This is a genomic window from Streptomyces sp. NPDC012510, assembly GCF_042955065.1.
GTDB lineage: Bacteria > Actinomycetota > Actinomycetes > Streptomycetales > Streptomycetaceae > Streptomyces.
Genome location: NZ_JBIBEN010000008.1, coordinates 32,785 through 52,569, shown reverse-complemented (window position 1 = coordinate 52,569; position 19,785 = coordinate 32,785). Strand labels below are relative to the sequence as shown.

At 71.0% G+C, this 19,785-nt stretch carries 19 protein-coding genes; 9 read left to right on the top strand and 10 right to left on the bottom strand.

Annotation, left to right across the window (positions count from 1 at the left end):
- The first annotated feature begins 187 nt into the window (after window positions 1–187).
- A complete protein-coding gene (locus tag ACFY9I_RS16860) occupies window positions 188–844 on the top strand; it encodes a M15 family metallopeptidase (RefSeq protein WP_391002235.1) in 657 nt (218 codons plus the stop codon).
- 225 nt (window positions 845–1,069) lie between these two features.
- On the opposite strand, the gene ACFY9I_RS16855 is transcribed toward ACFY9I_RS16860, so the two are convergent.
- Window positions 1,070–1,522 (bottom strand): protein phosphatase, encoded by a 453-nt coding sequence (locus ACFY9I_RS16855; RefSeq protein WP_391002696.1) that lies wholly within the window; start codon window positions 1,520–1,522, stop codon window positions 1,070–1,072.
- 161 nt (window positions 1,523–1,683) lie between these two features.
- Between ACFY9I_RS16855 and ACFY9I_RS16850 the strand changes: the two genes are divergently transcribed.
- The gene (locus ACFY9I_RS16850; protein WP_391002233.1) at window positions 1,684–2,619 is read left to right on the top strand and encodes a dihydrodipicolinate synthase family protein; all 936 of its coding nucleotides are present in this window, start codon (window positions 1,684–1,686) and stop codon (window positions 2,617–2,619) included.
- A gap of 146 nt (window positions 2,620–2,765) precedes the next feature.
- Here ACFY9I_RS16850 and ACFY9I_RS16845 read toward each other — a convergent pair whose 3' ends face one another.
- A complete protein-coding gene (locus tag ACFY9I_RS16845) occupies window positions 2,766–3,497 on the bottom strand; it encodes a TerB family tellurite resistance protein (RefSeq protein ID WP_391002231.1) in 732 nt (243 codons plus the stop codon).
- A 210-nt stretch (window positions 3,498–3,707) separates the two neighbouring features.
- Window positions 3,708–5,438 (bottom strand): 2-isopropylmalate synthase, encoded by a 1,731-nt coding sequence (gene leuA, locus ACFY9I_RS16840; protein WP_391002229.1) that lies wholly within the window; start codon window positions 5,436–5,438, stop codon window positions 3,708–3,710.
- Window positions 5,439–5,847: 409 nt separating this feature from the next.
- Here leuA and ACFY9I_RS16835 point away from each other — a divergent pair, with 409 nt between their 5' ends.
- The 5 genes from ACFY9I_RS16835 (at window position 5,848) to ACFY9I_RS16815 (ending at window position 12,047) form a co-directional block, all read left to right on the top strand.
- Window positions 5,848–6,918 carry a M4 family metallopeptidase gene (locus ACFY9I_RS16835; protein ID WP_391002227.1) on the top strand — a complete coding sequence of 357 codons (1,071 nt, stop codon included), beginning with the start codon at window positions 5,848–5,850 and terminating at the stop codon, window positions 6,916–6,918.
- A 20-nt stretch (window positions 6,919–6,938) separates the two neighbouring features.
- On the top strand, window positions 6,939–7,205 hold the full coding sequence (locus ACFY9I_RS16830; protein ID WP_391002225.1) for a protealysin inhibitor emfourin: 267 nt from the start codon (window positions 6,939–6,941) through the stop codon (window positions 7,203–7,205).
- Window positions 7,206–7,292: 87 nt separating this feature from the next.
- Entirely contained in the window at window positions 7,293–8,618 is a 1,326-nt protein-coding gene (locus tag ACFY9I_RS16825; protein ID WP_391002223.1) for a GH1 family beta-glucosidase, read from the top strand.
- On the top strand, window positions 8,615–9,868 hold the full coding sequence (locus ACFY9I_RS16820; RefSeq protein ID WP_391002221.1) for an MFS transporter: 1,254 nt from the start codon (window positions 8,615–8,617) through the stop codon (window positions 9,866–9,868). The genes ACFY9I_RS16825 and ACFY9I_RS16820 overlap by 4 nt, the downstream gene beginning before the upstream one ends.
- A 238-nt stretch (window positions 9,869–10,106) precedes the next feature.
- Window positions 10,107–12,047 (top strand): protein-arginine deiminase family protein, encoded by a 1,941-nt coding sequence (locus ACFY9I_RS16815; RefSeq protein ID WP_391002219.1) that lies wholly within the window; start codon window positions 10,107–10,109, stop codon window positions 12,045–12,047.
- Window positions 12,048–12,193: 146 nt separating this feature from the next.
- On the opposite strand, the gene ACFY9I_RS16810 is transcribed toward ACFY9I_RS16815, so the two are convergent.
- Both ACFY9I_RS16810 and ACFY9I_RS16805 read right to left on the bottom strand, forming a co-directional pair.
- Window positions 12,194–12,322: a hypothetical protein gene (locus ACFY9I_RS16810; RefSeq protein WP_391002217.1), complete on the bottom strand. Its 129-nt coding sequence runs from the start codon at window positions 12,320–12,322 to the stop codon at window positions 12,194–12,196.
- A gap of 105 nt (window positions 12,323–12,427) precedes the next feature.
- Entirely contained in the window at window positions 12,428–13,063 is a 636-nt protein-coding gene (locus tag ACFY9I_RS16805) for a DsbA family protein (protein ID WP_391002215.1), read from the bottom strand.
- A gap of 96 nt (window positions 13,064–13,159) precedes the next feature.
- Here ACFY9I_RS16805 and soxR point away from each other — a divergent pair, with 96 nt between their 5' ends.
- On the top strand, window positions 13,160–13,570 hold the full coding sequence (gene soxR / locus ACFY9I_RS16800; protein ID WP_391002213.1) for a redox-sensitive transcriptional activator SoxR: 411 nt from the start codon (window positions 13,160–13,162) through the stop codon (window positions 13,568–13,570).
- Here soxR and ACFY9I_RS16795 read toward each other — a convergent pair.
- Complete coding sequence (locus ACFY9I_RS16795) at window positions 13,557–14,450, bottom strand: alpha/beta fold hydrolase (RefSeq protein ID WP_391002211.1); 894 nt, start codon at window positions 14,448–14,450, stop codon at window positions 13,557–13,559. The two genes, soxR and ACFY9I_RS16795, sit on opposite strands and share 14 nt — an antisense overlap.
- Before the next feature lie 147 nt (window positions 14,451–14,597).
- Between ACFY9I_RS16795 and ACFY9I_RS16790 the strand changes: the two genes are divergently transcribed.
- The gene (locus ACFY9I_RS16790) at window positions 14,598–15,473 is read left to right on the top strand and encodes a hypothetical protein (protein ID WP_391002209.1); all 876 of its coding nucleotides are present in this window, start codon (window positions 14,598–14,600) and stop codon (window positions 15,471–15,473) included.
- Window positions 15,474–15,614: 141 nt separating this feature from the next.
- On the opposite strand, the gene ACFY9I_RS16785 is transcribed toward ACFY9I_RS16790, so the two are convergent.
- The 4 genes from ACFY9I_RS16785 to ACFY9I_RS16770 form a co-directional block, all read right to left on the bottom strand.
- A complete protein-coding gene (locus ACFY9I_RS16785; RefSeq protein WP_391002207.1) occupies window positions 15,615–16,112 on the bottom strand; it encodes a nuclear transport factor 2 family protein in 498 nt (165 codons plus the stop codon).
- A complete protein-coding gene (locus ACFY9I_RS16780) occupies window positions 16,096–17,166 on the bottom strand; it encodes a thiamine pyrophosphate-dependent enzyme (protein WP_391002205.1) in 1,071 nt (356 codons plus the stop codon). Before ACFY9I_RS16780 ends, ACFY9I_RS16785 begins: the two co-directional genes overlap by 17 nt.
- Window positions 17,159–19,066 (bottom strand): 2-oxoacid:acceptor oxidoreductase subunit alpha, encoded by a 1,908-nt coding sequence (locus ACFY9I_RS16775; protein ID WP_391002203.1) that lies wholly within the window; start codon window positions 19,064–19,066, stop codon window positions 17,159–17,161. The genes ACFY9I_RS16780 and ACFY9I_RS16775 overlap by 8 nt, the downstream gene beginning before the upstream one ends.
- A 90-nt stretch (window positions 19,067–19,156) precedes the next feature.
- Window positions 19,157–19,750: an NAD(P)H-dependent oxidoreductase gene (locus ACFY9I_RS16770; protein WP_391002201.1), complete on the bottom strand. Its 594-nt coding sequence runs from the start codon at window positions 19,748–19,750 to the stop codon at window positions 19,157–19,159.
- Window positions 19,751–19,785: the final 35 nt, after the last annotated feature.

Here is a 19,785-nt window from a genome sequence, read left to right as displayed (position 1 = left end):
TGGGAACGTGAACACAGTGGGATCGCAACGGCAGGACGGACGGGGGGAACGACCGTCGCCAGGTCACAGGCCACCACTCAAGGGGGGAAGCCCCCGGGGAGGGACATCAGGGGATCAGGTCCCTCCCCGGGGTGCTGCCACAGACCCCGCCGCCGCACACCTCCCGCCCGGTGGAAGACGACGACGCATGCCTTCGATCATCCTCATGAGCGACCCCGAGGTCGCCCGCGTCCCGGTCCAGGACTGCGGTGAGCCCCTCGTCGACCTGAGGGAACTGCCCTTCGTGGTGGTCGACTCCCGCCAGGCCGACCCGGAGGGGGCGTACGCGCACCTGCGCGAGGGCGTCGCCTGGCGCCTCGCCCGCGCGGCCCGGCTGCTGCCCGACGGGCTGCGGCTCCTGGTCACCGAGGGATACCGGCCGCTGGCCCTGCAGATCGAGTACTTCGAGAGGTACGCCGCCGAACTGCGCCTCGCCCACCCCGACTGGCCGGAGGAGCACCTTCACATCCAGACCAGCCGCTCCCTTTCGCCCCCGGAGATCGGGCCGCATGTGGCCGGCGCCGCCGTCGACCTCACCCTGTGCACGGCCGCCGGGGCAGAACTCGACATGGGCACCCGGCTCGACGCCAGCCCCGAGGAGAGCGACGACGCCTGCTACACCGACGCCCCCAACATCTCCGACACCGCCCGCCACAACCGCCGCGTCCTGAGCGCGGCGCTCACCACGGCCGGGCTCGTCAACTACCCCACGGAGTGGTGGCACTGGTCGTACGGGGACCGGTACTGGGCGCTGATGACCGGGGCACCGAACGCGCTGTACGGCCCGGCGCGCACCGGTCCCTGACCCGGCCGAGGGGCACGCCCACCGGCCTTCCCGCCCCCGCCGCCCCTACCCGTCCCATCCCTGAGGGCCGCACCCCGTCCCCCGTTGTCGCTCCGGCGGCAAACCCCGTAGCGGGGGGCAGGGGCGGTACCGCGCGGATGGGACGGGCAGGGGCGGCGGGGGCGGTGCCGCGCCCGGCGCGTGAGGCGGCGCAGCCGCGGGGCGCCCCTCGTCAGGCGCCGCTCGTCAGGCGTCAGGGTCCCCGAAGCGTCGCACGTACCGCCGCTGCCACGGCGTCTCCACCGCGTGCCGGTCGTAGTGCCGGCGTACGTACGCCACGGCCTCCCGCGGCGGTACGCCGTCGAGCACCGCCAGACAGGCCAGCGCGGTCCCGGTGCGGCCCCGGCCACCACCGCACGCGAGCTCGACGCGCTCGTCGGCCGCCCGTCGCCAGACGTTCCGCAGCACCTGCGCCGCCTCCGCCCGGTCACCCGGCAGCCGGAAGTCGGGCCACCGCAACCAGCGGGCCTCCCAGGGCACTTCGGGAGGTTGCTTGCCGAGGAGGTACACGGCGTAGGTCGGGACGCGGCCGGCCGGGAGCGGTCGGCGCAGTCCCCGGCCGCGCACCAGCCGCCCGGACGGCAGCCGTAGGACCCCGGGGTCGGCAGGGTCCCACGGATCGGTCGTGCTCTCCCCCATGACCGGCCCCTCCTCCCGCGCGGCCCGCGCCGCGCTCTCCTGAGACATGCGCCGCATCGTACGCTCGCCGGACCGACCGAGTGATCCGACCGGGGGAACGCCGTCCCTGTCCATGTCCGCGGCGAACTCCGTTCGGGACACCTAGCACCAAGGGAGCCCTCATGACCGTCCCCGCCCCGCTGACCGGTGTCGTCCCGCCCGTCTGCACGCCCCTGACACCGGACCGCGAGGTGGACGTCCCCTCACTCGTCCGGCTGGTCGACCATCTCGTGGCGGGCGGCGTGGACGCGCTGTTCGTGCTCGGTACGACATCGGAGGCCGCGTATCTCACGGACGCGCAGCGGCGGCAGGTCGTGGAGACGGTGGTCGGTCATGTCGGCGGCCAACTCCCCGTCCTTGCCGGGGCGATCGACATGACCACGCCCCGCGTACTGGACCACGTCCGCTCGGTGACCGCCGCCGGAGCCGAGGCGGTCGTGGCCACCGCCCCCTTCTACACCCGCACCCACCCGGTGGAGGTCGCCCGCCACTACCGCCTGCTCGCCGCCGGCTCCCCCGTCCCGGTCCTCGCCTACGACATCCCGGTCGCCGTCCACTCCAAGCTGCCCGCCGAGGTGGTCCTGGACCTGGCGGCGGACGGGGTGATCGCCGGCCTCAAGGACTCCAGCGGCGACCTGGCCGGCTTCCGCACGGTCGTCACCGGCGCCCGCGCCGACCCCGCCCTCGCCGGCTTCACCACCCTCACCGGCTCCGAAGCCATCATCGACGCCGCCCTCGCCCTGGGCGCGGACGGCGCGGTGCCGGGGCTGGCGAACGTCGACCCCGCCGGGTACGTCCACCTCGACCGCCTCTGCCGCGCCGGCCACTGGGACCGTGCCCGGGTAGAACAGGAGCGCCTCTGCGCCCTGTTCGGCATGATCGGCGTCGGTGACCCCGCCCGAATGGGCTCCAGCTCCTCGGCCCTCGGCGCCTTCAAGGCGGCCCTGCACCTGCGGGGCGTCATCGACTGCCCCGCCACGGCGGAACCCCAGGTGCCCCTGTCGGAGGCGGAGGTCGAGCGGGTGAGCACGTACCTGGAGGCGGCGGGCCTGCTGTAGGGGCCCCGCCGCACGGCGGCTCGACGAACAGGTGGCCACCCGCCCCTCTCATGGGCCCGCGTAGCCCACACCCGCACAGGACGGTGCTCGAAGCACATCGGGGACGACGAAGAGCGCGTGGCGGGACGGGGGCTGTCGCGCCTGTTCTACGACGGTGTACGCGCCGTCTCCAGCAGCCGTGTCACCTCGTCCGCGCAGATCGTCAGCGCCGCCCCCACCGTGGCCAGCACCTCCCTCTCCGCCGGGGTGTACGGGCCGTCGGCCAGTGCGATCCTCGCCCCTTGGAGCAGGATCGCCTCGCGGCCCGTGGGCGCGAGGTGCGGTGCCAGTGGGTCCAGGGCCTCGTGGAGCTCTATGGCGAGACCGGGGCCGCAGGGCTCCCCGTGGACGCGGCCCGTGTCGGCGGCCAGGGCCTCGACCAGGGCGCCGAGCTGGTCCTCGGTGCAGTCCTCGTAGCCGGCGGAGCGGACGGCGCCGGCGGCGACGGTCAGCGCGGTGCGCGTACAGCTGCCGTCCGTGGCCAGGACGGCGAGGGCCACCGTGTGGACGGCGTCGCGGAGCATCGCGGAGAAGCGGATGGTGGTGGGGTGGTCGAGGACGTCGAGGGCGTAGTGGTGGCGGCAGGCCGCGCACTCCACCACGGGGCCGGTCTCACCGCGCGGCAGTACGGGGACGCCGAGGAGCGTGAAGCGGCGGCGGCCGGTGAGGCGCTGGTAGTTGCGGTCGCCTCCGCAGCCGGGGCAGAAGAACTCGCCGTCACCGACACCGGTCCACGCGATCCGGGTGCCCATGACCCGCGCGAGTCCCGTGGCGCGGCTGGTGTGCCCGGCGCCGGCGGGCGCGGCGGCACGGCCGATCGGGTCCCGTCCTGGCAGCACGTCGCACCTCCGTAACTCCCCCACACACGGCCCCTTGGGCGCGGGAGGTGCCCCCTCGGCATCATCGCCGCGCTTGCGTGATGTTAGCCACATCGGCGAGGCTCAGTCAGCACTCCGGACGAGGCCTACCCGGGACCCGCACAGGGTTTGGCCGGTAAACGACGGATCCCGTCCGCCGGATCGCGGCGAACGGGACCTTCAAACCGCCGGTCAGGCTGGTCGGCGGGCCGCGCGGTTGACGGCGGAGACGACCGCCTTCAGCGACGCACGCGTCGTGTTCGCGTCGATCCCGATGCCCCACAGGACCTTGTCCTCGATGGCGACCTCGATGTACGAGGCGGCCTGCGAGGAGGCGCCCTCGCTCATCGTGTGCTCGGAGTAGTCCAGCAGCCGGGCGTCGATGCCGATGCCCTGCAGCGCGTGGAAGAACGCCGAGATCGGGCCGTTGCCGGTGCCGACCAGGGTGGTCTCCACGCCGTCGACCTCGGCCTCCACGGTCAGCGTGTCCACGCCGTCCTTGTCGGTGGTCGACTGGTTGTGGCGGACCTGGACCCGGCCCCACGGGTTGTCGGGGTTCGGCAGGTACTCGTCCTGGAAGACCGCCCAGATGTCGGAGCCGGTGACCTCGCCGCCCTCGGCGTCCGTCTTCGCCTGGATGATCTTCGAGAACTCGATCTGCATCCGGCGCGGCAGGTCCAGCTTGTGGTCGTTCTTCAGGACGTACGCGATACCGCCCTTGCCGGACTGCGAGTTGACCCGGATGACGGCCTCGTAGGACCGGCCGACGTCCTTGGGGTCGATCGGCAGGTACGGGACGGCCCACTCGATGTCGTCGACGGTCTTGCCCTGCTCCTTGGCGGACGCCTCCATGGCGTCGAAGCCCTTCTTGATGGCGTCCTGGTGGGAGCCGGAGAAGGACGTGTAGACCAGGTCGCCCACGTACGGGTGGCGCGGGTGGACCTCCATCTGGTTGCAGTACTCCCACGTACGACGGATCTCGTCGATGTCGGAGAAGTCGATCTGCGGGTCGACGCCCTGGGAGAACAGGTTCATGCCCAGGGTGACCAGGTCGACGTTGCCGGTGCGCTCGCCCTGCCCGAACAGACAGCCCTCGACGCGGTCGGCGCCGGCCATCAGCGCCAGCTCGGCGGCGGCGACGGCCGTACCGCGGTCGTTGTGCGGGTGGACGGAGACGCAGACGTGCTCGCGGCGGGAGAGGTTGCGGCTCATCCACTCGAAGCGGTCCGCGTGCGTCGACGGAGTCGAACGCTCCACCGTGGCGGGCAGGTTGAGGATGATCTCGCGGCCCGGACCGGGCTGCCAGACGTCCATGACCGCCTCGCAGACCTCCAGGGCGAAGTCCAGCTCGGTGTCGGTGAAGATCTCCGGGCTGTACTGGTACCCGAACTCGGTCTCCGGACCCAGCAGCTTCTCCGCGTACTCCATCACCAGCCGTGTACCGTCCACGGCGATCTGCTTGATGTCGTCCTTGCCGCCGCGGAAGACGACCCGGCGGAAGACGGGGGCGGTGGCGTTGTACAGGTGCACGGTGGCGCGCTTGGCGCCCTTCAGCGACTCCACGGTCCGCTCGATCAGGTCCTCACGGGCCTGGGTCAGCACGGAGATGGTGACGTCGTCCGGGATGACACCCGGCTCCTCGATGATCGACCGTACGAAGTCGAAGTCCGTCTGCCCCGACGCCGGGAAGCCGACCTCGATCTCCTTGTAGCCCATCTTGACCAGTTGGTCGAACATCCGGCGCTTGCGCTCGGGCGACATCGGGTCGATCAGGGACTGGTTGCCGTCGCGCAGGTCCGTGGAGAGCCAGCGGGGGGCGACGGTGATCCGGTTGTTCGGCCAGGTGCGGTCGGGGATGTCGACCTGCTCGTACTGCCCGTACTTGTGGATCGGCATGGAACTGGGCTGCTGGCGGTTCGCCATGATTGCGTGGGCTCCTCGATGGTCCGGAAAGGACGGCCGACGACGCAACGCCAAAGCACCGCGGGGAGGGGGTCGGCCTCGATTACAGGCCCTCGCCGCGGCAGCTAAGGAGAAGCAGCCCGAAACGCATGATGCGGAGCAGCGTAGCCGAGTCGCGTTTCCCACGGGGGGCCGTATCAGTATGCGGGATGCGCGGAACAAGCAGAACAAAAGGTGCACAAGGTCACACCGGGCACTGTCGCACCCCCTCAGCGGCGCGGGGAACTGCGCGAGCAAGCCACCAGCCGCCGGCATCCCGAACGCAACCCTCAGTCACACGGCACCCGCGAAGCGCAACCCGTACAGCCGCATTTCACCAATCATGGTTGCCCCTAGTGACACACCACTAACGGAGTGCAATCGTGCGGAGATGACCACAAACGGGGGCCACGAGCCCATCTTCTGCACGGTCGTCCCGCCACACGTGCTCGACAAGCTCTCCCAGGCCGACGACCCGACACTCGCCAACGCCGCACGCCGCACCCTGGAACGCGACGCGCTCGAACGCACCCACCGCCGGCTGACCACGGTCATCGGCGCCCCCGCCGTCGCAGCGCCCCCCGACGCCGAGACGAACAAACCGCACCGCACCATCTACGACGCCCGCCACGGCACGGACCTGCCCGGCAGGAAAGTGCGCGGCGAGGGCGACGACCCCGGCAAGGACGCCACGGTCAACCGCGCCTACGCGGGCCTCGGCGCGACCTTCGAGCTGTTCCTCAAGGCGTACGAGCGCGACTCGATCGACGGGAGCGGGCTCCCGCTGGACGCGACCGTGCACTACGAGCGCGACTACAACAACGCCTTCTGGAACGGCGAGCAGATGGTGTTCGGCGACGGGGACGGCGAGATCTTCCTCGACTTCACCATCCCGATCGACGTCATCGGCCACGAACTGAGCCACGGCGTCACCCAGTACACGGCGAACCTCACCTACTTCGGGCAGCCGGGCGCGCTCAACGAGTCGATGTCGGACGTCTTCGGCGCCCTCATCAAGCAGTACACGCTCGGCCAGACCGCCGCCGAGGCGGACTGGCTGATCGGCGCCGGCCTGCTCGCCCCGCGCGTCACGGGCACCGCCCTGCGCTCGATGAAGGCCCCGGGCACGGCGTACGACGACGACGTCCTCGGCAAGGACCCACAGCCGGCGACGATGGACGACTACGTCCGCACGGGCCGCGACAACGGCGGGGTCCACATCAACTCCGGCATCCCCAACCACGCGTTCTACCTGGTGGCGACGGCCCTCGGCGGTCACGCCTGGGAGCGGGCCGGCCAGATCTGGTACGACGTCCTGACGGGCGGCGAGCTGAAGGAGCAGGCCCTGTTCGTCGACTTCGCCACGCTGACGGTCAAGGCGGCCAAGGACCGGTACGGCCAGGGCGACGAACTGACAGCCGTGTCGAAGGCCTGGGAGCAGGTGGGCGTGCGGACGCTGTAGTTCCGTACTAGACAGGACCCATGCGTATTCAAGTGCGGCGCACGGGCGGTTTCGCGGGCATCGAGCGGCACGCGGTGGTGGACACCGCCGGGCGGTCCGACGCCCAGGACTGGCACGCCCTGGCCGAGCGGGCGCTCGCCGCCGGCCGGGGCACTCCGCCGCCGGGGGTGCCGGACGGTTTCGCGTACGAGATCACGGTGGACGGGAGGACGGCGTACTGCGCGGACCCCCGACTGACGGAGGAACAGCGGGAGCTGATCAGAAGGGTGCTCAAGGAAGGGGCGTAGCCGCCCTCACACCGGGTCCGGGGTGCGTAACGGGCAGTTCACCCTCGGGCGTTGACTTCCGTTACCCGTGGTACGGATGATCCGCGCATGGCGACGAACCCGATACCTCAGTTCCCGGCCGGCTTCCTGTGGGGCGTATCGACCTCCGCTCATCAGATCGAGGGGGCCGTGGACGAGCGCGAGCCCTCCGTGTGGGACGCGTTCTCGGCCGGGGCGGGCCACATCAAGGACGGCTCGACGGCGGCGGTGGCCTGCGACCACTTCCACCGTTACCCCGAGGACGTGGCCCTCCTGCGCGACCTGGGCGTGGGCGCGTACCGCTTCTCGATCTCCTGGCCCCGGGTGAACTCCCCCGGCGGCCTCGACTTCTACGACCGCCTGGTGGACGAACTGGTCGGGGCGGGCGTACAGCCGGTGCCGACCCTGTTCCACTGGGACCTGCCCTCGTCCCTCGGCGATGCGGGCGGCTGGCTGAACCGGGACACCGCCGAGCGGTTCGCCGAGTACGCCGCCGTGGTGGCCTCCCGGCTCGGCGACCGGATCACCAAGTGGATCACCATCAACGAGCCCGCCGAACACACCCTGCTGGGCCACGCCCTCGGCACCCACGCCCCCGGCGGGCAGCTGATGTTCGACGCGCTCCCGGCCGCCCACCACCAACTGCTGGGCCACGGCCTCGCCGTACAGGCGCTGCGTGCGGCCGGAATCACGGACATCGGCATCGCCAACTCGCACGGGCCGACGTGGGCCGCGTCGCAGGAGCAGGCGGACGTGGAGGCGGCGGGCTTCTACGACCTGCTGCTGAACCGGCTGTTCGCGGAACCGGTGCTGCTGGGCGAGTACCCGGAGGGGATCGGCGAGTTGATGCCGGGCACGGACATCGACGCCGACCTGAAGGTCATCTCCGAGCCGATCGACTGGTACGGCATCAACTACTACGCCCCGACGCGCGTGGGTGCGCCCGAGGGCACGGACATCGAGTTCGGCGGCGTCACCATTCCCGCCGAACTCCCCTTCACCGTCAAGGAGATCGAGGGCGTCCCCACGACCGACTTCGGCTGGCCCGTCGCCCCCGAGGGTCTCACCGAGCTCCTCACCGACTTCCACGCCCGCTACGGCGACCGTCTGCCGCCCGTCGTCATCACCGAGAACGGCTGCTCCTACGAGGGCGTCGACGACCAGGAGCGCATCGCCTACCTGGACGGCCATGTGCGCGCGCTGCACGCGGCGTCGGAAGCGGGCGTGGACATCCGCGGTTACTTCGTCTGGTCCCTGCTCGACAACTTCGAGTGGGCCGAGGGGTACGCGCGGCGGTTCGGCCTGGTCCACGTGGACTTCGAGACGCTGGAGCGGACCCCGAAGGCGTCGTACGCCTGGTACCGGGACCTGCTGCGGGCGCAGAACCGAGGATGACGACGGCACGGACGACGGCCGCCCTCGCCGAGCCCGTCGAGCCGGTCGGCGGGGGCTGGACCTCGGCCCTGGCGCTGGCCAACGGGGCGATCTGGGTGGGCTGGTACGGCCCGCTGCAGATCCTGCTGGCCTCCCAGGCGGAGGACTTCGCACCCGGCGCCGGTATGTCCAAGGAGTCGGTGCTGGCGTGGGTGACCGGTGCCGGGGCGGTCGTCTCGCTGCTGGCCACGCCGCTGTTCGGGGCGCTGTCGGACCGTACGACGTCCCGCCGGGGCCGCCGTACGCCGTGGATCGTGGCGGGGTCGGCCGGCGGGGCGGTGTCGCTGCTGCTGCTCGCGGGCGCGGGCGGACTGTGGACCATGGTGGCCGGCTGGTGTCTGGTGCAGCTCACCCTGAACGCGTCCTGGGCCGCGGTCACCGCGGCGGTCCCGGATCAGGTGCCGCGTCTCCAACGGGGCTCCGTGGGCGGCTGGTTGGGGGCGGCGCAGATCCTGGGCGTGGTCGGCGGCACCGGACTGGCGACGCTGGGCGGGGGTGTCGGCGCGGGGTACGCGGCGTGTGCGGTGTTCACGCTGGTGGGCGCGTTGCCGTACGTGCTGGCGCACCGGGACCCCCCGCTGCCGGCGGTGGCCCGCCCGGAGTGGTCGTGGCGGGGGTTCCTGGCGGGCTTCTGGCTGAGCCCGCGGCGCCATCCGGACTTCGCGTGGGCCTGGCTGACGCGCTTCCTGATCAATCTGGGCAACAGCGTCGGCCTGCTCTACCTGCTGTTCTACCTGCGGGACCGGGTCGGGTATCCCGATCCGGAGCAGGGCGTGCTGATCCTCACGGTGGTGAACGCCTCGACGCTGCTGGCGACGGTGGTGGTCTCCGGGATGTGGTCGGACCGGGTGGGGCGGCGCAAGCCGTTCGTGTACGGGTCGGGGCTGCTGATGGCGGGCGCGACCGGCCTCATCGCCCTCTGGCCGACCTGGCCCGGGGCGCTCGTCGCCTCGGCCCTGCTGGGCCTCGGCTTCGGTGTGTTCACGTCGGTCGACTTCGCCCTCATGACCGATGTGCTGCCGACGGCCATCGACCGGGGCAAGGACCTGGGCGTCATCAACGTGGCCAACTCCCTGCCCCAGGTGGCCGCTCCGGTGTTGGCGGCGCCGATCGTGACGCATCTCGGCGGCTACCGGACGCTGTACCTGGTGGCGGCGGTGATCGGGCTGGCGGGGGCGGTGTTCGTGGGGCGGATTCGTGGCGTGGAGTAGAGGGCGCGTCCGCCCCGTGGCTGAATGGCGTGCCCTCCCGTGGCACGGATGGCGTGCCCGGCCGTCGCCGTTCACATCCGCGTGCGGCAGATCACGTCTTTCACAGGACGCGCACAGACAACGGACCCGGGCTGTCATCCGTCTTCAGTGCTGACCACGCTCGCCGCCGAAGGGACGCTCTGTGCCTACGCGTTCAACCAGACCATTCCGAACCCGCCCCGCACGGCAGGCGATAGCCGTGCTGGCGGTGTCGGGCACGCTCCTCGCGACGCCCTCGCTGGCGGTGCCCTCGGCGTTCGCGGCCGGGGCGCCCCCGACCGATCTGCGCGTGGACACCAACCGCGACGGCAAGGTCGATGTCACCGGCACCACCGACACCTCCGGCGAGAACGGCTGGACCGTCGCCCGCGGCGCCCTGATGCTGCCCAACATCGACGACGACACCCGCCGTTGCCCGGCTACCGGCCCGAAGGGCAAGCGCCTCACGGACGCCCAGCTGGCCGCCTGCAACGACGCCTCCGACTCCAAGGTGAACGGCACCGCCGACGTCGCCGACCTCGCCCGCGTACGGTCCGTGCCGATGAAGAGCGCACCCGCCGGCGCACAGGGCAGCGTGAAGGTCACGGCGGGCGCCAAGCAGACGCGCGTGTTCGTCAAGCGGGGCAAGAAGTGGGAGCCGGTCACGGCCAAGACCCGGCTGTCGCGGGCCGAGTTGAAGGCCGGTGTGGAGTTCGGCGTAGAGGCCAAGGACGTCATCCGGGACACCGCGAAGTGGGACGGGACGGCCCGGGTCCGGCTGACCGTGAAGTCCTCCAAGGGCACCACCGCCGACTCGGTCACCCTGCGCGTCGCCCCGCTCCTCACCCACCACCATCTGCAGAACGCCCAGCAGTTGCTGGTCACCCAGATCTCCGGTGGCAACTACGGGAAGCTCAACCGCGCCTTCCGCGAGGGCCTGGACAAGGCGGCCGAGAACGCCGGCATCACGCGGCCGACGGTGAACTTCACCAAGTACGGGGACATCTGGGCGCAGGACTTCGTCGAGCCCGCGTACGTCAGCATGACCGGCGCGAACGGCAAGCGGCAGTACCTGCGGGTGATGCTCCGCTCCGCCCAGATGGACCGGGAGTCGGGCCGGGAGCTGTTCGAGAAGATGCGCGGCCCGAACATCGGTGCCGTGCAGGTGACGGGCGCCAAGGAGTCGGAGGAGTGGACGCTCAACTCCATGGGCAACCTGGAGACCATTCCGCCGTACGCCCACGGCGAGCGTTCCTTCCCGGCGGGCCGGATCATCATGGGGCAGCGCCCGGACACCGGCTCCAAGCCGGCGAAGGTGATGCGGACGTTCCTGAAGTCCCAGGGCATGCAGGACCCGCTGTTCCTCGACACCTCGTGGCTGCACGTGGGCCACGTCGACGAGTTCGTGCAGTTCCTGCCCGCCGACACCCCGCGCGGCTGGAAGATCGCGGTCGCCGACCCCGAGGCGGGGCTCAAGCTCCTGCGTGACGCGAAGGCCGCCGGCCACGGGTCGACGAAGATGTTCTCCCGGAAGCTCGGCCCCACGGAGACCATCACCAAGGCCCTCGCCTCCAAGACCCTGGTCTCCGACAACAACCTCGCCACGCGCAAGATCGAGGCCAACCTCGCGGTGCTCCAGCGCGAGACGGGCGTCACTGACGCCGAGGTCGTCCGCGTCCCGGCCCTCTACACCCAGGGCACGGAGCAGGTGGGCGAGACGCAGTCGGGCGGTGACGGCAAGACCCGCCTGCCCCGTCTGACCCGCCTCGGCGCGGGCGCCGAACTCCCGGAGGTGGCACGGGACTACGGCCAGCAGCGCCGGCTCGACGACACGGCGGCGGACCAGGGCACCCTGACGCCCGACAGCTCGGCGGCGGCCTCCCCGACGGCCCCCGCCCCCTCCGTCATGACCAGCGCCTATGTCCCCGGCGCCGTCAACGGCATCGTCCTCAGCCGCACCCACTACCTCGCACCGCGCCAGTGGGGCCCGGTCATCGGCGGCAAGGACATCTTCACCGAGGCCGTGACGGCCGCGTACACCGGCGCCGGCATGAAGGTGTCGTACCTCGACGACTGGGAGACGTACCACCAAGGCATGGGCGAGATCCACTGCGGCACCAACACGCTGCGCAACCCGTCCGCGGCGTGGTGGACGCGCTAGCGGACGCCGGCGCCTGACGCCACGCAGGACAACCGCCGCCGTCCCGGAGAACCGAACCGGGGCGGCGGCTCTTCTCTCCGTACGGACCGTGCGCAGATCCTCCCGTCCTCACCGTCCTCTCGGCCTCGTCGGGCCGGGGTCCTGTGTCAGTCGATACCGCGGACGATGTGCGGATCGGCGGCAGCTTCGTCGTCCTCTCCCGCGAGAAGGACGGGCGGTGCCTCCACGGCGTCGCGGAACAGGACGGATTCACGGTCGAGCGTGGTGTGTGCCATCGAAGTTACCCCTTCCGAAAGTGTGAGCGTCGGTACGGAAAACGGAAGCGGGTGTGCCCATTGCTGGGCACACCCGCTTGACTCGGATGCGGACGGGTGGGGCGGTCAGCCCCGGGTGGCGGGGACAGCGGGCGTGGCCAGTGCCTCGAGGTAGACGGCCTCCGGCTGAGCTCCGGACAGGACCGTTCCGTCGTCGAAGAACAGAACGGGCACCGATGTGACGCCGACGCGATGCATCCGGTCCAGTTCGGCGCGCACGGCGGCCGCGCCGTCCTGGCTCGGTTCGACCCCGACCTCGGCCGCCAGACGCGCGAGCGTACCGGGGTCACCGATGTTCAGTCCGTCGGTCATATAGGCGCGGAAGAGACGCTCCGTCATGGCCTCGCCGAGGCCCTGGGCGGCGGCGACGGCAACGAGTCGGTGCGCCTCGAAGGTGTTGGTGTGGATGGCGCGCTCGAAGTCCACGCGCACCCCGTCCTCGGCGCCGAAGGAGGTGTCCTGCGCGATGGCACGGGCCTGCGCCTCGCCGAACGCCGCCTTGTGCACCTCGAACAGGGGCCGGCCGGTCGCGGGGGCCTCAGGAGCGATCTGGAAGGGACGGAAGACGACGTCGACGCTGCCGCCGGCGTCACGGTAGCGCTCGACAGCGCGGGAGAAGCGCGTGAAGGCGAGGTACGAGTGGACGCAGATGAGGTCGAGAACGAACTCGACGGTGCGCGGAGTACGTGTGTTCAGTTCCATGAAGCAACCCTCCAACTTAAACAGGGGTTCAAGTCAAGCTAGTGTGCTGGTATGTCTGACAGACCATCGGCAGTCCCGGAGCTCACCGTCGGAGAGATGTCCGCACGTAGCGGGGTACCGGCTTCCGCACTGCGTTTCTACGAGCGTGAAGGGCTCATCAGCAGCCGCCGCACCGTCGGGAACCAGCGCCGTTTCACCCGTGACACCCTGCGCCGCGTCGCGTTCGTGCGCGTCTCGCAGGCGGTCGGCATCTCCCTGGCGACCGTCCGCCACGCCCTCGGGCTGCTGCCCGAGGACCGCACTCCCACCCGGGAGGACTGGGCCTGCATCTCGCAGTACTGGCGCGAGGACCTCGACGCCCGCATCCGGCAACTCGAACGGCTGCGGGACCAGCTCAGCGAATGCATCGGCTGTGGCTGCATGTCCATCAGCAAGTGCGCACTGGCCAATCCCGAGGACGTGCTCGCGGATCAGGGCCCTGGGGCCCGCCGGCTCATGGAGCCCTGACGGCCACCGCGGCGTCGCGCGCCAGCAGGCACTCCTCCAGGAACGCCACGGCCCGGAAGTGGTACGTACGGGCGGCCCAGCCGAGGCTGATGTTGTGGCCGGCGTCCGGCTGCCTGGCGATCGTCACCGTCGGCGCGGCCAGCGGGCCGACCAGAGCATCCAGGGCCTCGTCGTCGTGGCGCCACCACTGTTCCTGCTCCGCGAAGGTGAAGCGCACCGGGACGCGCACCCGCGCGGCGATGCGGGGGTACAGCTTCGGCCAGCGCGGCAGCTCCGCTCCCTCCAGCGGGGGGACGGGCGCGACGAGGGCGCGGCCCTGCTGGAAGGCGCCCGGGGGGTAGAGCCGCAGCGCGCCCCAGTGCCGCCGCCACTCCCCGCGCGCGTGCGCGCCGGGCAGCTGTGGCAGGTCGACGGCATACGCCAGTCCGAGGCCGGAGATGTCCAGTCCCAGCAGGCTCTCGCCGCCCTCGTCGGCGGCGGCCGCCAGGGCGAGCTTGCCGCCGTTGGAGTGGGCCACCAGGAAGTAGCCCGCGCCGAGCGGATGGTGACGGGCGAATTCGGCCAGGGCGGTGTGCAGCGTCACGGACTGATCGGCGAGCAGCTGGCCGGCCGGCATCCGGGCCGCGGACCGCCCGTAGCCGGGGCGGTCCAGAGCCAGCACGGTGTAGCCGAGTTCGGCCCCGAGTCGTAACAGGGACAAGCCCGGACGCGCCCGGCTGTCGAAGTAGCCGGCGCGCATTCCGCCGCCGTGCAGGGCGACGACGACGGCCCGGGGCGGACCGTGGAGGGGTTCGGCGAGCAGTCCGGACAGTGGGACACCGTCCGCGTCGAGGACGATCTCGCGCACCGGTGAGGATTGCGTACTCGGCAACTCGGTCATGCGATCAGTCGCTCCCCGGACTGCGAAGGCCTTTTCGAGGCAGGGCCTGCGGCCCCTGGGCGGGTTGACTTTGCCTGGACATTCATCTCGACATTCTTGTGAAAACCTTGCTGAAGCCCTGTCACCCCGGTGGGTAGCGTCGCGGACATGGACGTGACTCCACTGCCCAAGGGCGCGGGCCGGCGCTGCCTTGACGAGCTCAACTCCCTTCATGCCACGATCTACTTCGCCCCGGACTTCGGGGAGGAACTCGCCGCTCACGGTGTCGAGGACCCCATGGCGGTGTATCTCGCGGGCCGGGCCGCACCGTGGGGCGCGGTCGGCGCCGGACCGGTCGCCGCCTCGTTCAACGGCCTCAATCACGAGCTGATCGCCCGCCATCTCCCGCGGCTCTGGACACAGGTGGCCCCCGCCACCGTGGTCGCCCTGCGGCTGCGGGCCGCCGACGCCGTACTGCGCCGGTTCCTGGGAGAGGCGGCACTCGCCTCCGCGGAGATGACCGAGGCCGCGGACCTGGCCGTACGGGCCCTCGAAGCGTGCGAGCCGCGCGGGCGGCCGATGTACGCGGCGCACGCCGACCACCCCGTTCCGGACGCGCCGCATCTCGCCCTGTGGCACGCGGCCACGCTGCTGCGCGAGTACCGCGGCGACGGACACGTCACGGCGTTGACCACCGCCGGGATCCTCGGGCTCGACGCGCTCGTGTCCCACTCCGCCAGCAAGGACGGTCTCCCGAAGGAGTTCGTCATGGAGCGGCACGGCTGGACCGCGGAGGACTGGGCCGCTGCCGAGCAGCGACTGGGTGCACGAGGTCTGATGGACGCCGACGGCCGGCTGAGCGCGCGGGGCGTGCTGGTGCGCGAGCGGTTGGAGGAGGAGACGGACCGGCTTGACGGCGCCCCGTACGCGCACCTGGGCGCTTCGGGGGTCTCGCGCCTCACCGAGCTGACCGGGTCCTTCACCGCGACGGCCGCGGCCGCGGGCGCCTTCCCCACGGAACTGGCGCCGGCCGGGGCGGACTGACGGCACTGCGGCCAGGGGCCGTGCGGCGGTGGAGTCCGAGGCCCCAGACGACGCGCCGCCGCACCAGGGTGCGGATCGGCACGGTCCGCGTTCCCGCCGGGCGGCGGTCCTGACGGTCGGTGTCCATGGCGTCCCTCCCCTTCAGTACTTCACGTGGGCCATCGACGGCAGCGGCTCTCCGGCGGCCCAGACGACGTGGAAGGCCACGTCGTCGAACCGCCAGCCCCTACTGGTGCGCACCGCCCCCACCTCGTAGTACCCGCCGACGTCGAAGTGTGAGCCGAGGGGCTCGGAGCCCGGATGCACATGCGTGGCGAACTGGTGGGCGCGGAGCACGGCCCGTTCGCCGGCGATGTCGACGACATGGTTCGCGGTGACATGGTGGGTGCGTGCCCAGCGCGCCCTGGCCTCGCGCTGGAAGGCCGCGAAGCCCTCGATTCCCTGGTGGTCCCCGATGGGGAAGGAGAACCGGGCGTCGTCGGTGAAGACGGTACGGAACCAGTCGTCCCCGTAGTCGCGTTCGCCGATCAGGTCGAGTGAGACGACGTAACGGTCGAACAGGTCTCTCAGCTCGGCGCGGTCGGTCAGCTCTGCGAGCTGGGCACGCAGGGCTGCGATCTCGTCATCGATCGACGACATGGTGAGCTCCCGTGACGGTCCAGGTTTCGTTTCCGGTCATGAGGGCGGCCAGGTCGCCCTTGCCGTTCTGTTCGAGGGCGGCGTCGAGCTGGTCGGCCATCCGGTTGTCGTAGACGGGCCGGACGACGCTGCGCAGTACTCCGACGGGGGTGTGGTGCAGGGTGTCGGGGTCGGCGAGCCGGGACAGGGCGAACGCGGTGGTGGGTGAGGTGGCGTGGGCGTCGTGGACCAGGATCCGGTCTTCGTTGTCCGCGGTGACGGAGACGACTTCGAGGTCGCCGGTGACGGGATCCCGCACAACGCCCTTGTCCAGGCCGGTGCCGAAGCGGATCGGTTGTCCGTGTTCGAGGCGGATGACCGCGTCCTGAGCCCGGTCCCGGTCCTTGAGGGCGTCGAAGGCGCCGTCGTTGAAGATGTTGCAGTTCTGGTAGATCTCGACGAGCGCCGTGCCCGGATGGGCGGCGGCCTGCCGCAGCACCTCGGTCAGGTGCTTGCGGTCGGAGTCCACCGTCCGCGCCACGAACGACGCCTCCGCCCCGATGGCCAGCGACACCGGGTTGAAGGGCGCGTCCAGCGATCCCATCGGCGTCGACTTGGTGATCTTCCCGACCTCGGACGTCGGGCTGTACTGCCCCTTCGTCAGCCCGTAGATCCGGTTGTTGAAGAGGAGGATCTTCAGGTTGACGTTGCGGCGCAGCGCGTGGATGAGGTGGTTGCCGCCGATGGACAGGGCGTCGCCGTCGCCGGTGACGACCCACACGGACAGGTCACGCCGCGAGGTGGCGAGCCCGGTCGCGATCGCCGGCGCCCGCCCGTGGATGGAGTGCATCCCGTACGTGTCCATGTAGTACGGGAAGCGGGAGGAACAGCCGATGCCGGAGACGAACACGATGTTCTCCCTGGCCAGGCCCAGTTCGGGCAGGAAACCCTGCACGGCGGCCAGGACCGCGTAGTCACCGCAGCCGGGGCACCAGCGGACCTCCTGGTCGGACTTGAAGTCCTTCATGGACTGCCGGGCCGCGGCCTTGGGGACGAGCGAGAGCGCCTCAGTCATCGATGGCCTCCTTGAGTGCCGTGGCGAGCTGCTCGGCCTTGAACGGCATGCCGTTGACCTGGTTGTACGACCTCGCGTCGATCAGGTACCGGGCGCGGATGAGGGTGGCGAGCTGGCCGAGGTTCATCTCGGGTACCACCACCGTGCGGTAGCGCCGCAGGATGTCCCCGAGATTCCGCGGGAAGGGGTTGAGGTGGCGCAGATGGGCCTGGGCGATGTGGTGACCTTCTTCGCGGACGCGGCGTACGGCCGCGGTGATGGGGCCGTAGGTGGACCCCCAGCCCAGGACGAGCGTGCCGGCCCGGTCGGGGTCGTCGACGTGGAGGTCGGGGACGGTGATGCCGTCGATCTTGGCCTGGCGGGTGCGGACCATGAAGTCGTGGTTGGCGGGGTCGTAGGAGATGTTGCCGGTGCCGTCCTGCTTCTCGATGCCGCCGATGCGGTGTTCGAGGCCGGGGGTGCCGGGTACGGCCCAGGGCCGGGCGAGGGTATGGGGGTCTCGTTTGTAGGGCCAGAACACGTCGGTGCCGTCGGCGAGGGTGTGGTTGGGGCCGGAGGCGAACGGGGTCCGCAGGTCGGGCAGCTCGTCGGGGGTGGGGATCCGCCACGGTTCGGAGCCGTTGGCGAGGTAGCCGTCGCTGAGGAGGAAGACGGGCGTGCGGTAGGCCAGGGCGATGCGGACGGCGTCGATGGCGGCGTCGAAGCAGTCGGCCGGGGTGCGGGGGGCGACGACGGGTACGGGCGCTTCGCCGTTGCGTCCGTACATGGCCTGCAGCAGGTCGGCCTGTTCGGTCTTGGTGGGCAGGCCGGTGGAGGGGCCACCGCGCTGGATGTCGACGATCAGCAACGGCAGTTCGAGGGAGACGGCCAGTCCGATGGTCTCGGATTTCAGGGCGACGCCGGGGCCGGAGGTGGTGGTGACGCCGAGTGCGCCGCCGAAGGCCGCGCCGAGTGCGGCCCCGATGCCGGCGATCTCGTCCTCGGCCTGAAAGGTCCGCACGCCGGAGTTCTTGTGCCGGGACAGCTCGTGCAGGATGTCGGAGGCCGGGGTGATGGGGTAGGAACCGAGGTAGAGGGGCAGGTCGGCCTGGCGGGCGGCGGCGATCAGCCCGTAGGACAAGGCGAGGTTGCCGGAGATGTTGCGGTAGGTGCCGACGGGGAACGCGTCGGTGGCGGGGCCGACTTCGTAGGAGACGGCGAAGTCCTCGGTGGTGTCGCCGAAGTTCCAGCCGGCCCGCAGAGCGGCGATGTTGGCCTCGGCGATCTGCGGCTTCCTGGCGAACTTGGAGCGCAGGAACCTTTCGGTGTTCGCGGTGGGCCGGTGGTACATCCAGGACAGCAGGCCGAGGGCGACCATGTTCTTGCTGCGTTCGGCCTCCTTGCGGGAGAGCCCGAACTCCTTGAGCGCCTCGACGGCCAGTGTGGTCAGGGGGACGGGGTGGACCTGGTAGCCGTCGAGGGAGCCGTCCTCCAGCGGGGAGGTGTGGTAGCCGACCTTGGCCATCGGCCGCCTGGTGAAGTCGTCGGTGTTGATGATGATCTCCGCGCCGCGTGGCAGGTCCGCGATGTTGGCCCGCAGGGCCGCGGGGTTCATCGCGACCAGTACGTCCGGCGCGTCTCCGGGGGTGAGGATGTCGTGGTCGGCGAAGTGCAGCTGGAACGAGGAGACACCGGGCAGGGTGCCGGCGGGGGCGCGGATCTCGGCGGGGAAGTTCGGCAGGGTGGACAGATCGTTCCCGAACGAGGCCGTCTCCGAGGTGAACCGGTCACCGATGAGCTGCATACCGTCGCCCGAGTCCCCCGCGAAGCGAATGATCACCCGGTCAGGACGGCGCACCTCCTTGAGGGGTGCCCGCACGGCGGGTGTGGTGGTGTCGGTGGCGTCGTGGTCGCTGTACACGATGGGGTGTGCTCCTCGTGAGGCGTGGCGGGAACAGCACGCTGCCCGGCTCGCGAGGTGGCGAGCCGGGCAGCGTGACCGCGGGGCGGGTCAGACCTTGTACGGGCGCTTGTCCCGTGCCTCTTTCAGGCTCCGGGCCCACCAGTCCAGCTGGTCCAGCTGGACCTTGGCCGCGGCGTCGGCGGGCTCGCTGTCCTTCGGGCGGCCGTCCTGCCCGAACTGGGCACCGGCGTTGTGAAAACTGATCGTGTTGCGGATGGTGACCGCCTGCAGCTCGGCGAAGACTGGGCGCAGATGCTCCACCGCCCGCAGTCCGCCGGACAGACCGCCGTACGAGACGAAGGCGACCGGCTTGGCGTGGAACTCCTCGTCGTGCCAGTCGATCAGGTTCTTGAGCGACGCGGGATAGCTGTGGTTGTACTCGGGCGTGATCACCACGAAGGCGTCCGCGGCCGCCAGCCGGGGGGTGACGGCACCGACCGCGGCGGCCGTCTCGGGCGACGGCTCACTGCCGAAGGCGGGAAGGACCATCGGCAGGTCGGCGTCGGCGAGGTCGACGACGTCGACGTCGAAACCGCCGTGCTCGGCGGCCCGGTCGACGAACCAGTTCAGGACGACCGGGGCGAAGCGGCCCTCCCGGACGCTGCCGACGATCACCGCGACGCGGACGCTGTTCTCTGACATGGAGGACTCCCGGGAAGGTGTTGAGGACCGATCCA